Below are 13,411 nucleotides of genomic sequence, written 5' to 3'. Positions count from 1 at the left end.
CCGGATGCGTAGGCGTCGGTGCGCGTCATACGAGGGCGACGGCCTCCTCGGGGGAGAGGCCGGCGCCCTCGGCGTATGCGGCGGCGTACTCCTCGTCGTCGCCGAGCGCCGCCCGCACGGCCCGCTCGGCCTGGTCGCGGGCGGCGCGCTCGGCATAGCCGGGGACATGGCCGGGCGGCAGCAGCGCCTCGGCGGCACCCATGCAGCGGGCGGCGTCCCGGGCGCGGGCCCCGCCCTCGGCGCCGGCCAGGGCGGCCGCCGCGAGGACCAGGCACAGGGGGCGCATGTGCGGCACGATCGTGCGCGACAGCGGCTCGTTCGCCTGGACCAGCGCCTGCCGGGTCTTGACCAGCGCCTCGTCGTGGTCGCCGTCGACGATGTCCAGCCAGGCCTCCTGGCTGCGGATGAAACCGTCGAAGACGAAGAAGGAGGCCGGCCCGAAGTCCTCCCGCAGCCGCCGGATCTGCTCACGCGCCTCCGCGGTGCGGCCGGTGATGCTCAGCCAGCCGGCGAGGAAGAGCCGGGCGGCGGGCATGGCCTCGGTGACGGTGCCCTCGGGCCGGTCGATCACCTCGCGCAGCAGCGCCTCACCCCGCTCCGGATCACCCGCCTCCAGCAGCGCGGTGCCCAGCCGGGCGGTGAGCACGGCCTGCTGCGCGCGGGCGCCGAGCTGCTCGGCCGCGGCGATGGCGGCCTGGTAGTCGGCGGCGGCGGCCGTGTACTCGCCCTTGCGCTCGCGGGCCTCGCCGCGCGCCGACAGCGCCTCCGCGACACCCCAGCCGTCGCCGAGGCGCTGGAAGATCTCCAGGGCCTCGTCGGCGTCGGCGGCGGCGTCGCCGGCCCAGTCGGTGCGGTTGGCGAGGAGGTTGGCGCGCATCTGGAGGCAGAGGGCGAGCTCCCACTCGTGGTCGGGGCGGGTGCGGCAGGTGTCCACGGCCGCGTCACCGATCAGGCGGATGCGGTCGAGGTCGCCGCTCAGCACCACGGCGAAGAACCAGACATAGCCCGGCGGACGGCACGCCTGCGGCAGGCCGGGGGTGTACGTCCGGCTGACGATCCGCAGCTTCTCCTGCGCCTGCGGGGTCTGCCAGGCGTCCATCTCGGTGTCCATGCAGGCGAGATGGATCAGATGGACGCCACGGCGGGCCTCAGCGAGCATCTCGCCGGTCATCGGCGGCGGCGCGTCGGTGCAGCGCTCCCACAGCGGGGCGGCGGGGCGCACCGGTTCGGTGAACGGGTCGGGGCCGAGGGCCATGACCTCGGCGGCCCAGTTGCGGGTCTCGATGCGCAGGTCGCGCATCTGCCAGTACCAGCACAGGGAGAGCACCAGGCACAGCGCCTCCTGCTCGTCGCGGGCGGCGACGGCGTGGCGCAGGGCGGTGCGCAGGTTCTCGTACTCCCGCTCGATGCGCTCGATCGCGGCGCGCTGGCCGTGGCCGCGCAGCTGCGGGTCGGTGGTGCGGGCGAGTTCGCGGTAGTACGTCAGATGGGCGCGCTCGGCGTCGGGGCGGGCGCCGCACTCGTCGAGGCGTTCGGCGGCGTACTCGGCGACCGTCTCCAGCAGCCGGTAGCGCATCGAGCCGTCCTCGCCGGTCGGGGTGGCGACGACGAGGGACTTGTCGACGAGGGAGGCGAGCGCGTCGAAGGCGGCCGGACCGCAGACGGCTTCGGCGGCGCTCAGGTCGCAGCCGCCGGCGAAGACGGACAGCCGCCGCAGCACGTCGCGTTCGTCCTCGTCGAGCAGGTCCCAGGACCAGTCGACGACCGCGCGCAGGGTCTGCTGGCGGGGCAGGACGGTACGGCTGCCGGAGGTCAGCAGGCGGAAGCGGTCGTCGAGGCGGTCCGCGATCTGGCGCGGGGTCAGCATGCGCAGACGGGCCGCGGCCAGTTCGATGGCGAGCGGCAGGCCGTCCAGGCGGCGGCAGATCTCCGCGCAGGCCGCCGCCGTCTCCTCGTCGGCGTCGACCCGGAAGCCGGGGCGGGCCGCCGCGCCGCGCTCGGCGAGCAGCCGCAGCGCGACCGGCTCGGGCAGCGGCTCCACGGGGCGCAGGACCTCTCCGGGTACGCCGAGGGGTTCGCGGCTGGTGGCCAGCACCGTCAGCTCCGGGCAGCGGGCCAGGAGTTCCTCGGCGAGGCGGGCGGCTGCGTCCACGACGTGCTCGCAGTTGTCGAGGATGAGCAGCATGCGGCGGCGGGCGCAGTGCTCGGCGAGGCGCACGAGGGGGTCGTCGTGGCGTTCGGACACGGCGCGCAGCTCCTCGGCACCCGCACCACGCAGCACGGTCTCGCGGGCGCCGACGGCGGTCAGCACGGCCTCGGGGACGGTGCCGGGGTCGTCCACGGGCGCGAGTTCGGCGAGCCACACCCCGTCCCGGGCGGCGTCCCGCACGGTCTCCGCGGCCTCCTGCGACAGCCGCGTCTTGCCGGCACCGCCGGGCCCGAGCAGCGTGACCAGCCGGGCGGTGCGGAGATCCTCCCGGATCGCCGCGATGTCCGCCTCCCGCCCGACGAAGGAGGTGAGCCTGGCCCGGAGATTCCCGAGCGGTTGCGGGACGGGGGCGGTCGGGGCAGGGGTGCCCTGGGCGCTGGAGACTGTGTGGGCGGGGGGCGACTGGCTGGGGGTTGCGTGGGCGGGGGCCGACTGGGCAGGGGCCGACTGGCCGGGGGTCGCGTGGGCGGGGGCCGACGGCGCAGGGGACCACTGGCCGGAGGCTGCCTGGGCAGGGGCTGTCTGGCCGGCGGCCACGTGCGTGGGGGCCGCATCGCCTGCGGCCGCATGGCCTGTGGCCGTATGGCCTGTGGCCGTATGGCCGGAAGGGGCCTGGGCGGTGGTCGCGTGGGGTGGGGCCGGGCGTTCGGTGGCGAGGAGTTCCGCGTGCAGGGCGCGCAGTTGCGGGCCGGGGTCCGAGCCGAGGCGGTCGGCCAGGAGGTGGCGTATCTCGTCGTAGGCGGCGAGGGCCTGGGCGGTGCGGCCGGTGTCGCGCAGGGCGCGCAGCCGCAGCACCTGGAGCGGCTCGTCCAGGGGGTGGGCGTCGCACAGGGCGGTCAGCTCGGGCAGCGCCTGGTCGGCCTCGCCCAGCGCGAGCGCGGCGGTCAGCCGGCCCCGCCGCGCGTCCAGGCGGCGGGTCTCCCAGCGGGCGGCCTCGGCGGTGCGGTCGGGCAGGTCGGTGAGGGCGGGCCCGTGCCACAGGGCGAGGGCGTCGTCCAGGAGGGCGGCCGCCTTGGCGGGGTCGCCGTCGGCCAGGGCGCGCAGTCCGTCGCCGGCCAGCCGCTCGAAGCGGTGCAGGTCGATGTGGTCGGGGACGGCGGTGAGCCGGTAGCCGCCGTCGGCGGAGGCCACGGCGTCCGCGCCGAGCGCCCGGCGCAGCCGGCCGACCAGCGCCTGCAGCGCGCCGGTCGCGTCGGCGGGCGGGTCGCCGGCCCACACCTCCTCCACGAGCAGCGCCGCCGGCACGGTACGGCCGGCCCGCAGGGCCAGCACGGTCAGCAGGGCACGCAGCCGCGCCCCGCCGAGCGCGACGGCCGAGCCGTCGGGGCGGAGCGCTTGCGTGGTGCCGAGGATGCGGTAGCGCACGGGCTCCATTCTCTCCGGAGAGATCGGCAACGGGCACACGGTTTCGACCGGCCGGCCATGTCCCCGGCTCAGGAGCGTGCCGGGACCGTGCTCAGGGAGTGAAGCAGCGACGCGAGCGCCTCGGCCGTGAGACCGGCCGTCTCCGCGCCGCTCCCGGCCCGGTCGTGGGGGATGCCGCGGGCCTCGCGGACGGCGTACGACAGCCAGGAGTCGGTGCCCGGGACCTCCAGCGTGACCATGACGCCCGCCTCGTTGCGAAGGACGCCGTCCGCGCCCACCTCGCCGCCGGCGAACCCCCTCGGGCTGCGCGGGACCGGGTGCAGGGACCGCTCCCCCGGCACGGGCACCCATACGCCGGTGCCGGACGGTGCGTAGCCCTGCCTCAGCAGCTGGACGGCGCGGACCGTCCCCGTGGTCTCGGGGCCGCCGTCGCCGTGCGACTCCGCCGTGAGCAGGCCGACCAGCCGGATCCAGTCCCCCGGGGCGCTGCGGCCGGGCTCGTCCGGGTCCCCGGGGAGGGCGACGACCAGGCCGGTCTCCTCCCGCACCACCCGCACGGTGCCGCCTTCGCCGTCCTCCTCGTCCTCTCCGTCCGGTACGTCCTCGACCGTCCCGGTGATCTTGGTCAGCTGATCGTGCCAGCCTCCGCAGAGCACGTCCTCGGCGTCGTTCAGCAGCAGCGGCCAGCTCACCTCCTCCCCCGGCGCGAACGGCGTACCGCAGCACTCCAGCTGCCACCCCTCGTAGTACACATGCCACAGGCCCATGGACTCACCTTCCCGGGAACCGGGCGCCCACCGCGAGACGTTTTCCCGGTGCGGCCTGTACGGTCGGGCGGACCGGGGCAGACGGGACACGGGAGAGGCGGGGGAGGCGCATGACAGCCGTCGCGGGTCGGCGCGGTGAGCACGGGATCAGTCCGCTCTTCGTCGGGATCGCGGCCGTCGCGGCGGTGGCGGGATGGGCGGCCTGGACGGGGTTCGCCGAGCAGCCGGGTGTGGCGGTGTTCCTGTTCGTGACGGCGGCGTGGATCGTCTCCCTGTGCCTGCACGAGTACGCGCACGCCCGCACCGCCCTGCACAGCGGGGACGTCTCGGTGCGCGCGAAGGGCTATCTCACGCTCGATCCGCTCAGATACACGCACGCGCTGCTGAGCATCGTGCTGCCCGTGGCCTTCCTGATCATGGGCGGGATCGGCCTGCCGGGCGGCGCGGTCTTCATCGAGCGGGGCCGCATCCCCGGTCGCTGGCGGCACAGTCTGGTCTCGGCGGCCGGCCCGCTGACGAACGTGCTGTTCGCCGCCGTCTGCACGGCCCCGTTCTGGCTCGGCTCGCCGGACGGCATGCCCGCCGTCTTCCGGTACGCGCTGGCGTTCCTGGCGCTGCTGCAGGTGACGGCGGCGATCCTGAACTTCCTGCCGGTCCCGGGGCTGGACGGCTACGGGGTGATCGAGCCGTGGCTGTCGTCCGGGGTGAAACGGCAGGTGGAGCCGTACGCGCCGTTCGGGCTGCTGTTCGTGTTCGCGCTGCTGTGGGTGCCGTCGGTCAACACAGCGTTCTTCGACGCGGTCCACGCGATCCTGCGCGGCCTGGGCGTCAGCGACGTCGACGCCTCCGCCGGCCGTGAGCTCTACCGGTTCTGGTGAGCCGCGGTGCGGCCGCGCCGCCGGTAGTACCAGGCCATGTTGGACGACAGGCCCGCCAGCAGCACCCACACGATGCCCAGCCAGCTGCCCTGGGCGAAGGAGACGACGGCCGCGGCCACGGCGAGGACGCAGACGACGAGGGCGTAGAGGGCGAGGCGGGGCATGGAAGTCGACTCCTGTCGGGACCGTCGGGGCCGGCAGCGCGTGCGCTGTCCGCGGTCGCGCTGTCAGCGGGTGTTCGGGGCGGTCGGCGTCCGCTCGGTGCTGTCGGGGGACACCGTGGGCGTCGCCGGCCTCCCCCAGTGTCCCCCATGGCTCATACGTCGGTGATACGCAGCCCCGCGTGGGCCTTGTACCGGCGGTTGACGGAGATCAGGTTGGCGACCAGCGACTCCACCTGGTGGGCGTTGCGCAGCCGCCCGGCGAAGATGCCGCGCATGCCGGGGATGCGGCCGGCGAGGGCCTGGACGATCTCCACGTCGGCGCGCACCTCGCCGAGCACCATCACATCGGTGTCGATCTGCTCGATCTCCGGGTCCTGGAGGAGGACCGCCGACAGGTGGTGGAAGGCGGCCGTCACCCGTGAGTCCGGCAGCAGGGCGGCGGCCTGCTCGGCGGCGCTGCCCTCCTCGGGCTTCAACGCGTAGGCGCCCTTCTTGTCGAAGCCGAGCGGGTTGACACAGTCCACGACGAGCTTGCCGGCCAGGTCCTCGCGCAGGGACTGCAGGGTCTTGGCGTGGCCCTCCCACGGCACGGCGACGATCACGATGTCGCTGCGGCGGGCGGTCTCGGCGTTGTCGGCGCCCTCGACGCCGTGCCCGAGCTCGTCTGCGGCGGCCTGCGCCCGCTCGGCGGCCCGCGAGCCGATGATCACCTTCTGCCCGGCCCGGGCCAGCCGGTAGGCCAGCCCCTTGCCCTGCGGACCGGTCCCGCCGAGCACGCCGACGACGAGCCCGGAGACGTCCGGGAGGTCCCAGGGGTCCTTGGCGGGGGCCTTCTGTGCGCTGTCGCTATTGGTCATGGCCCGACAATACGTTCCCCCTGACGGGGCGGTGCGGTCGGACAGGACATCTGCGGCATGACCGGGCTGGGCGCCGGACGATACGTCGGCCCATGGCCGGGTCGGGCGCCGGACGATGCGTCGGCCCACGGCCGGGTCCGGCGTCGGACGATAGGTCGGCTCACGGCCGGGCTGTGCTCTGGACATACGCCGGCCCACGGCACATCGGGGCAGCCGGACGACACGTCCGCCCACGGCAGGGCGGAGCGCCGGACGGTGCGTCGGCCCACGGCCGGGCCGGGCGCCGGCTATACGCCGGCCCACCGCAGATCGGGGGCAGCCGGACGACACGTCCGCCCACGGCAGGGCGGGGCGCGGGACGATGCGTCGGCCCCTCCCCGGCCGGCCGGCCCCCGGCAGCGGCCGTCCGGCCCGTCCCCGGGTCGGGGGAATTCCGGGTGAACGGCGGGCCGCGGCGGCCCGATTGCGCGAGGATGCGGGCCCATGGACGCCGTACGGGTCGCGTTGCTGCGGGAAGTGCTCGCCGGGACCGAGTGGCTCGGGGCCACCCGGAGGTTCGCGGGGGCGCTGCGGGGTTCGGTCGTGTCGCACGGTGGCGGGCTGCTGCTCGTGGGCACGCCGGAGTACGAGCCGTGGCATCTGGCGGCGCATCTCGCGGACGAGGCCGCGTGGTCGGGGACGCCGGAACTGGCGCCGACGCTGGTGCGGCACGACGCCCGCCCCTCGGACCCGGCGCATCTGGCGGTCGGGCTGGGCCGGATCGAGGCGGCGCGGCGGGGCGAGACGCTGCTCGTCGTGGCCCCCGAGGAGCCCGCGCCGCTGCTCCAGCGGGTGCACGACGCCCGGCGGTCCGGGGTGACGGTGCTGGCGCTCGGCGGCGGGCAGGGGGAGCTGGCGGGCATGGCGCACGAGACGCTGACGGTGCCGCAGGGGGCGGAGCTGGACCTGGACACGGTGCAGCATCTGGTGAGCGCGGCGGCCGGGGAGAGCCCGGTCCCGGGCACGCCGAGAGGACGGCGCCGGTTCCGCGACCGCCTGACCCGGCTGGCGGAGTCCCTGACGGCCCCGCCCCCGGCACAGTGGTGAGCCCCCACCCACCCGGCACCTCCAAACGCCGCCGCCCTGGCCGCTGCCGCGGGCCGGTCCTACGGCACCCACCCTCCCCCCGGCGTCCCGGCACCGGCCGCCGCAGCCCCTGGTCCGAAAACGGTCCCAGCACACCTCGGCAGCCCCTGCCGCAAGGTGGTCCGTGGCAGCCGCCACCCCCCGCCTCCTCGGGCACCACTCGCCGCCCCCACTGCCCCAGGGCAGACCCCCCACCCACCGGCGCCATCGGACACCCCCGCCCGCCGCAGCCACTACCGCACCCCGGTCCCAGCGCACCCAGCGCCCAGAGCCGCGCCTGGGGCGTCGTGTGCCGGCTTCTCTTCCCGGGCCCGGTCGAAGGGCGCATCCCGCAGGAGAACCCGGACGCGCCCTGGGAAAAAGCGATTGCCCGGGCCCGGTTCGCGCGTTGAGCATGTCCCCTCGTGACCACCCGCTCGCGGCTCCGTGCCCTGTTGCCCGATCTCGCCCCCTGGAAGGCCTCCGTCGACTTCCGGCGGCTGTGGATGTCGGGGCTGATCTCGAACTTCGGGAGCTTCCTGACGTTCGTCGCGCTGCCGGTGCAGCTGAAGGAGCTCACCGGGTCCGCGGCGGCGGTGGGCGCCATCGGGGCCGTGGAACTCGTGCCGCTGGTGGTGTGCGGGCTGTACGGCGGCGCGCTGGCCGACGCCTTCGACAAGCGGAAGCTGATCCTGTGGACGGAGGCCGGACAGGGCCTGCTGTCCGCGCTGCTGCTGCTCAACGCCCTGCTGCCGCACCCCGCCGTGTGGCCGCTGTACGCCGTCGCCGCCCTGTCCTCCGCGCTGGTGTCCGTGCAGCGTCCCGCGCTGGACTCGCTGTGGCCGCGGATCGTCGCGCACGACGACCTGCCGGCGGCCGCCTCGCTGAACTCGCTGCGCTGGACCGTGGGCGGCGTCGCCGGCCCGGCCGTCGCGGGCCTGGTCGTCGCCTACGCCGGCCTCGGCTGGGCCTACGCCGCGGACCTCGCCACCTTCGCCGTGTCCGTGGCGTACGTCGTCCGCATCGCCGCCTCCCCGGCCGCGCACGAGGCCGTGAGACCCAGCCTGCGCTCCATCGCGGAGGGCGCCCGGTACGCGTGGAGCCGCAAGGAGCTGCTGGGCACGTACGCGATCGACCTGGCGGCGATGTTCCTGGCGATGCCGCTGGCCGTGCTGCCGTTCCTCGCCGACGACCTGGACGCCGAGTGGTCGCTGGGCCTGATGTACGCGGCGGTGCCGTTCGGCTCGCTGCTGGTGAGCCTGACCGGCGGATGGGCCTCGCGGGTGCACCGGCACGGCCGGATGGTGGTGCTGTCGGCCGCCGGCTGGGGCCTGGCGGTCGCGGCCGCCGGGGTCGTCGGCGACGTATGGCTGGTGCTGCTGTTCCTGACCGTGGCGGGCGGCTGCGACATGGTCAGCGGCATCTTCCGCTCCGCCATGTGGAACCAGACGATCCCCGACGAGCTGCGCGGGCGGCTCGCCGGGATCGAGCTGCTGTCGTACTCGGTCGGGCCGACGGTCGGCCAGGTCAGGTCCGGCGGCTTCGCCGCGTGGTGGGGCGTGCGGGCGTCCGTCTTCTCCGGCGGACTGCTGTGCGCGGGCGCGGTGGGGCTGCTGGCGCTGTGCCTGCCGCGGCTGATGGCGTACGACGTGCGGACGAACGAGCACGCGGTGCGGCTGCGCGATCAGCGCGCAGCCGCGGCCGAGGCGCTCTCCGGCTGAGCCGGGTGCCGGTCAGTCGTCCTCGGTGGCCCCGCCGGCGGGCGCGTCGTGCCACTTGGGGTCGTTCTCCCACTGGAGGTTGCGCTCGCGGGCCGTCTCCATCGCCTGCTCCGCCTCCCGGCGGGACGCGTAGGGTCCGAAGCGGTCCTTGCCCGGGCACTCCGGGCCCTCCTCCACCTTCTTGTGCTCCAGGCAGTAGTACCACTCGCCCGGCTTGCCCGCCGTGCGCTTCTTGAACAGGGCCATGGCCTCGCTCCTCTCGCCACCGACATGTTCCCCCATGCCCGCTGGTTAGACTCGCTGGCATGTCTGGCCAGTCGCTGCTCGTACCAGGGGAGCTGTCTCCCACCCGTTCCGTGCCCGGAAACATCCGCCGTCCCGAGTACGTCGGCAAGCCGGCGCCGACGCCGTACACCGGGCCGGAGGTGCAGACGCCGGAGACGATCGAGGCGATGCGCGTCGCGGGCCGGATCGCCGCGCAGGCGATGGAGGAGGCCGCGAAGCTGATCGCGCCCGGCGTGACGACGGACGAGCTGGACAAGGTGGCGCACGAGTACATGTGCGACCACGGCGCCTACCCCTCCACGCTGGGCTACCGCGGCTTCCCGAAGTCGCTGTGCACGTCGGTCAACGAGGTGATCTGCCACGGCATCCCGGACTCGACGGTGCTGCGCGACGGCGACATCGTCAACCTGGACGTGACGGCGTACATCGGCGGGGTGCACGGCGACAACAACGCCACGTACCTGGTCGGGGACGTCGACGAGGAGAGCCGGCTGCTGGTGGAGCGCACCCGGGAGGCGCTGAACCGGGCGATCAAGGCGGTCCGGCCGGGCCGGCAGATCAACGTCATCGGCCGGGTCATCGAGTCGTACGCCAAGCGCTTCGGCTACGGCGTGGTGCGGGACTTCACCGGGCACGGCATCAACTCGTCGTTCCACTCGGGCCTGATCATCCCGCACTACGACAGCCCGCACGCGACGACCGTGATCCAGCCGGGGATGACGTTCACGATCGAGCCGATGCTGACGCTCGGCACGCACGAGTACGACATGTGGGACGACGGCTGGACGGTCGTGACGAAGGACCGCAAGCGGACCGCGCAGTTCGAGCACACGCTGGCGGTCACGGAGACGGGTGCGGAGATCCTGACGCTGCCCTGACGCCGTCGTACCCCGCGCTGTGGCCCGCCCTCCTGCGAGGGCGGGCCTTTTTGCCGTGTGCATGCGCTGATGTTTTGCCGACGGCCTGTCGGTAAACTTACCGACAGACCGTCGGCAACTTAGGAGTGTCGTCCATGGAGTCGTTCTCCACCGTCATCCGCACCGCCTCCCACGAGCAGCACATGGCGGCGGAGACCTCGACGTTCATGAGCGACCTGCTCGGCGGCCGGCTCGGCGTCGACGCCTACGCGCGCTACACCGAGCAGTTGTGGTTCGTGTACGAGGCGCTGGAGGCGGGGGCCGGGCGGCTGGCGTCGGACCCGGTGGCCGGGCCGTTCGTGCGACCGGAGCTGCTGCGCCTGCCCGCGCTGGAGCGGGATCTGGCGCACCTGCGCGGCCCGGAGTGGCGGGCGGGCCTGTCGGCGCTGCCGGCGACACGGGCGTACGCGGACCGGGTGCGGGTGTGCGCCGAGCGCTGGCCCGGCGGGTACGTCGCCCACCACTACACGCGCTACCTCGGCGACCTCTCCGGTGGGCAGATCATCCGCGGGCGGGCGGAGCGGACGTGGGGGTTCGCGCGGAAGGGCGACGGGGTGCGCTTCTACGTCTTCGACGGGATCGGCAACCCGGCCGCGTTCAAGCGGGACTACCGGGCGCTGCTGGACGGCATAGGCGTGGACGACCTGGAGAAGCAGCGGATCGTCGCCGAGTGCAAGCGGGCGTTCGCGTTGAACACCGCGGTGTTCCGGGCGCTGGGCCAGGAGTTCCCGCTGTCGGCGTGAACGGCCGCGGAACGGCACACGCCCCGGACCCGCCCCACCGGGGGGCGGACCAGGGCGTGCCGGCGCCCGGGGGCGGACCGGGCGTGCCCGTGCCCGACAGGGCGAACCGGGGCGTGCCCGTGCCGCGGAGGGCTCAGTCGGCTCAGTCGCCGAGGTCGCCGCGGCAGAAGGAGCCGCCCCAGGCGAGGTTGCCGCCCTCGGAGGTGATGCCGCCGTAGTAGGCGGCGCAGACGTCGGTGCCGTCGTCCACGCCGTGGCGCGGGTCGTGGTTCGCCGCGGCGGCGGTGGCCGCGCCCGCGGCGGTCAGGGTGACGGTCAGCAGAGCAGCGGCCAGAACCGAGCGCATGCGCATGGAACCCTCCTGTGGGGGTCGGTGACAGATCACGCCAGAGGTCCCCGGCCGCGACCGCCCACACACGCCCCGCCACCCGTGCGCCCGCCCTACCACCTGAACGGCCGCGAACCCCGCCCCACCGCTTGCGCACCACCCCGCCCCACGCAGCGGACCGAACCCACGAGCCGCGCGGCACACCGACTCAACACCCCGCCCCACCGAGCCCGGCGCCCAGCTCCAGCTCCAGCTCCAGCTCCAGCTCCAGCCGAGCCCAGTCCCCGCCCCCTCTCAGCGTTCCAAGATCACCCGGCCTCCGAGTTCCACCCAGCCGTGTGGCTGGGGGGCCGTGAGGATCTGGGAGCCCGCGCCCTGGGTGATGTTCAGGGCGCGGCCGAGTCGGTCCGTCAGGAGCAGGGCCGCCGCGCCCGTCGCCTCGTCCTCGGTGATGCCGTCGTCGCGGCCGGGGAAGCCGCGGGCCCGTACGCGGCCGGCCGGTTCGTCCTCCCACGCCCAGGCGTAGATCCACTCCCCCGGCGGCGGCACGGGCAGGGCGTCGACCTCGGCGGCGCTGGCGTACTGGCGCAGGGTGCGCGGCGGCGCCCACTCCGCGCGGGCCTCGATCCAGCAGAACTCCCCGTCCTGACGGGCGCCCACCACCCCGGCGGGCGTGACGAGTTCGGGCACGTCCAGGAGCCAGGCGCTGCCCACGCACGGGTGGCCGGCGAACGGCAGCCGCAGGGTGGGCGTGTAGATGTCGATCACGCCGCGCTCGGGGTCGTCGACGAACACGGTCTCGCTGAAGCCGAGTTTGCCCGCGAAGGCCTGCCGCTCGGCCTCGTCGGGCATCCGGGATCCGTCGCGGACGACGCCGAGTTCGTTGCCGTAGCCGCCGTTCGGCGCGCAGAAGACGCGCAGTACGTCGTAATCAGTCACCTGGGCATTCAAGCATCGCGCGGGCGGCCAGGACGTCCCAGGCGGGGGCGCCGCCGGGCAGCGGCCACACGCGTGTGCCCTCGGGTTCGTAGGGCAGGGAGCCGAGCGCGTCGGCGTACCCGCGCTCCAGGGCGGCGCGTTGCGCCGCGTGGCCGGGGTGCGGCGGGCGCGCGTCCAGCCTCGCCATGAGCTGCTCGTGCGCCTCGGTCACCTCCGCGAGGGTGCGCCGGCTGTCCGCCTCGTCGGGTGCGCGGACCAGCTCCACGCACACCGGCTCCGCGCCCTCGGCGAGCGCGGCCACGGCGCGGTCGTGCCCGTCGAGAATCAGCCAGCCGTCGAGGAAGGACACCCACCACAGCAGGACGGGCGCGAGGCTGCCCTCGCGGGCGTGCCTGCGGTACGCCTTGACCCGGGGGGCGTCGGGCGGGGAGAGCGGGCGCAGCGGCAGGACGCCGTGCCAGCCGCCCGCGCACCACAGGCCGAGCTCGGCGTCCGGCCAGGTGGTGACGTAGTCCTCGCCCCACACGCCGGGTTCGAAGGCGGTGCGGCGGCGCAGGTGCCAGCGGCCGTCGTGCAGGGGGCCGTGCGGGGCCTCCTCCAGCAGGCGGGCGCAGTGGTGGGCCCAGGCGGTGCGGGCGCGCTGTGCGGCGGCGGTCAGCGGGGGCAGCGGCGAGCGGTAGCCGTCGAGGCGGCGCAGCCGCAGGTCCGGGCAGCAGCCGCCGTCCGTCAACCGGCCGACGAGAAGGGGGCGCTCGCCCTGCCGCAGCAGCCACCGCCCGCCGTCGGCCCGCTCGAACCGCAACGGCGGCGGGCCGGTCCGCCCCGACACGGCCAGCACCAGTGCGTCCCCCGGCAGCGTTTCCCTGATCCCCCGGCTCACCCGCTTCACGACGGCCAGTGTGGCGGAGCGGGCGACCGCGATCATGCGCCGCCCGCGCTTCGGTGCGCCCGGCGTGCCGCCACCGACACCTCGTCGGCAGCCGGGCCCGCCCCTGTGGCCGCCTCCGCAGGTCCCGGGCCGGGCAAGGCGGAATCTTTGAATTCCCTTTGACCTTTCTTTGACATCTATTTTGAGTCACCGTGATCAAGTCGCGCCCTTACAGCGTCCATGAGAGGTGAATCACGGCATGCGGG

Annotated in this window: 13 protein-coding genes; 5 read left to right on the top strand and 8 right to left on the bottom strand. The window is 74.8% G+C overall.

Annotated features, from left to right (window positions below; translation table 11 throughout):
- Positions 1-25 precede the first annotated feature (25 nt).
- Complete coding sequence (locus tag C3489_RS12870; protein ID WP_103781908.1) at positions 26-3,583, bottom strand: BTAD domain-containing putative transcriptional regulator; 3,558 nt, start codon at positions 3,581-3,583, stop codon at positions 26-28.
- 59 nt (positions 3,584-3,642) lie between these two features.
- The gene (locus C3489_RS12865; RefSeq protein ID WP_103781907.1) at positions 3,643-4,341 is read right to left on the bottom strand and encodes a DUF6578 domain-containing protein; all 699 of its coding nucleotides are present in this window, start codon (positions 4,339-4,341) and stop codon (positions 3,643-3,645) included.
- Positions 4,342-4,451: 110 nt separating this feature from the next.
- Between C3489_RS12865 and C3489_RS12860 the strand changes: the two genes are divergently transcribed.
- On the top strand, positions 4,452-5,219 hold the full coding sequence (locus C3489_RS12860; protein WP_103781906.1) for a site-2 protease family protein: 768 nt from the start codon (positions 4,452-4,454) through the stop codon (positions 5,217-5,219).
- Here the strand turns inward: C3489_RS12860 and C3489_RS12855 are convergent.
- Together C3489_RS12855 and npdG are read right to left on the bottom strand one after the other, a co-directional pair.
- Positions 5,204-5,383 (bottom strand): hypothetical protein, encoded by a 180-nt coding sequence (locus tag C3489_RS12855; RefSeq protein WP_103781905.1) that lies wholly within the window; start codon positions 5,381-5,383, stop codon positions 5,204-5,206. The two genes, C3489_RS12860 and C3489_RS12855, sit on opposite strands and share 16 nt — an antisense overlap.
- 152 nt (positions 5,384-5,535) lie before the next feature.
- Positions 5,536-6,240, bottom strand: coding sequence for an NADPH-dependent F420 reductase (gene npdG, locus C3489_RS12850; RefSeq protein ID WP_103781904.1), 705 nt, complete (start codon positions 6,238-6,240; stop codon positions 5,536-5,538).
- 483 nt (positions 6,241-6,723) lie between these two features.
- Here npdG and C3489_RS12845 point away from each other — a divergent pair, with 483 nt between their 5' ends.
- Together C3489_RS12845 and C3489_RS12840 are read left to right on the top strand one after the other, a co-directional pair.
- Positions 6,724-7,326: a hypothetical protein gene (locus C3489_RS12845; protein WP_103781903.1), complete on the top strand. Its 603-nt coding sequence runs from the start codon at positions 6,724-6,726 to the stop codon at positions 7,324-7,326.
- A 518-nt stretch (positions 7,327-7,844) separates the two neighbouring features.
- The gene (locus C3489_RS12840) at positions 7,845-9,065 is read left to right on the top strand and encodes an MFS transporter (protein ID WP_374936737.1); all 1,221 of its coding nucleotides are present in this window, start codon (positions 7,845-7,847) and stop codon (positions 9,063-9,065) included.
- A 12-nt stretch (positions 9,066-9,077) separates the two neighbouring features.
- On the opposite strand, the gene C3489_RS12835 is transcribed toward C3489_RS12840, so the two are convergent.
- A complete protein-coding gene (locus C3489_RS12835; protein ID WP_181139651.1) occupies positions 9,078-9,311 on the bottom strand; it encodes a hypothetical protein in 234 nt (77 codons plus the stop codon).
- A gap of 59 nt (positions 9,312-9,370) precedes the next feature.
- Here C3489_RS12835 and map point away from each other — a divergent pair, with 59 nt between their 5' ends.
- Together map and C3489_RS12825 are read left to right on the top strand one after the other, a co-directional pair.
- Positions 9,371-10,228 (top strand): type I methionyl aminopeptidase, encoded by an 858-nt coding sequence (gene map, locus C3489_RS12830; protein WP_103781900.1) that lies wholly within the window; start codon positions 9,371-9,373, stop codon positions 10,226-10,228.
- Between the two features lie 134 nt (positions 10,229-10,362).
- Positions 10,363-11,010 (top strand): heme oxygenase (biliverdin-producing), encoded by a 648-nt coding sequence (locus tag C3489_RS12825; RefSeq protein WP_103781899.1) that lies wholly within the window; start codon positions 10,363-10,365, stop codon positions 11,008-11,010.
- A gap of 142 nt (positions 11,011-11,152) precedes the next feature.
- Here C3489_RS12825 and C3489_RS12820 read toward each other — a convergent pair whose 3' ends face one another.
- The 3 genes from C3489_RS12820 to C3489_RS12810 all read right to left on the bottom strand — a co-directional run bounded on the left by C3489_RS12820 (position 11,153) and on the right by C3489_RS12810 (position 13,166).
- Entirely contained in the window at positions 11,153-11,362 is a 210-nt protein-coding gene (locus C3489_RS12820) for a hypothetical protein (RefSeq protein ID WP_103781898.1), read from the bottom strand.
- 270 nt (positions 11,363-11,632) lie between these two features.
- Positions 11,633-12,277 carry a PhzF family phenazine biosynthesis protein gene (locus C3489_RS12815; protein WP_103781897.1) on the bottom strand — a complete coding sequence of 215 codons (645 nt, stop codon included), beginning with the start codon at positions 12,275-12,277 and terminating at the stop codon, positions 11,633-11,635.
- On the bottom strand, positions 12,270-13,166 hold the full coding sequence (locus C3489_RS12810) for a hypothetical protein (protein ID WP_258054675.1): 897 nt from the start codon (positions 13,164-13,166) through the stop codon (positions 12,270-12,272). The genes C3489_RS12815 and C3489_RS12810 overlap by 8 nt, the downstream gene beginning before the upstream one ends.
- Positions 13,167-13,411 lie beyond the last annotated feature (245 nt).

Origin of the sequence: Streptomyces sp. Ru71 (assembly GCF_002920535.1) — a bacterium.
Classification (GTDB): Bacteria; Actinomycetota; Actinomycetes; order Streptomycetales; family Streptomycetaceae; genus Streptomyces.
The sequence above is the reverse complement of the archived record's forward strand: the minus strand, read 5'-3'. Positions and strand labels throughout refer to the sequence as shown.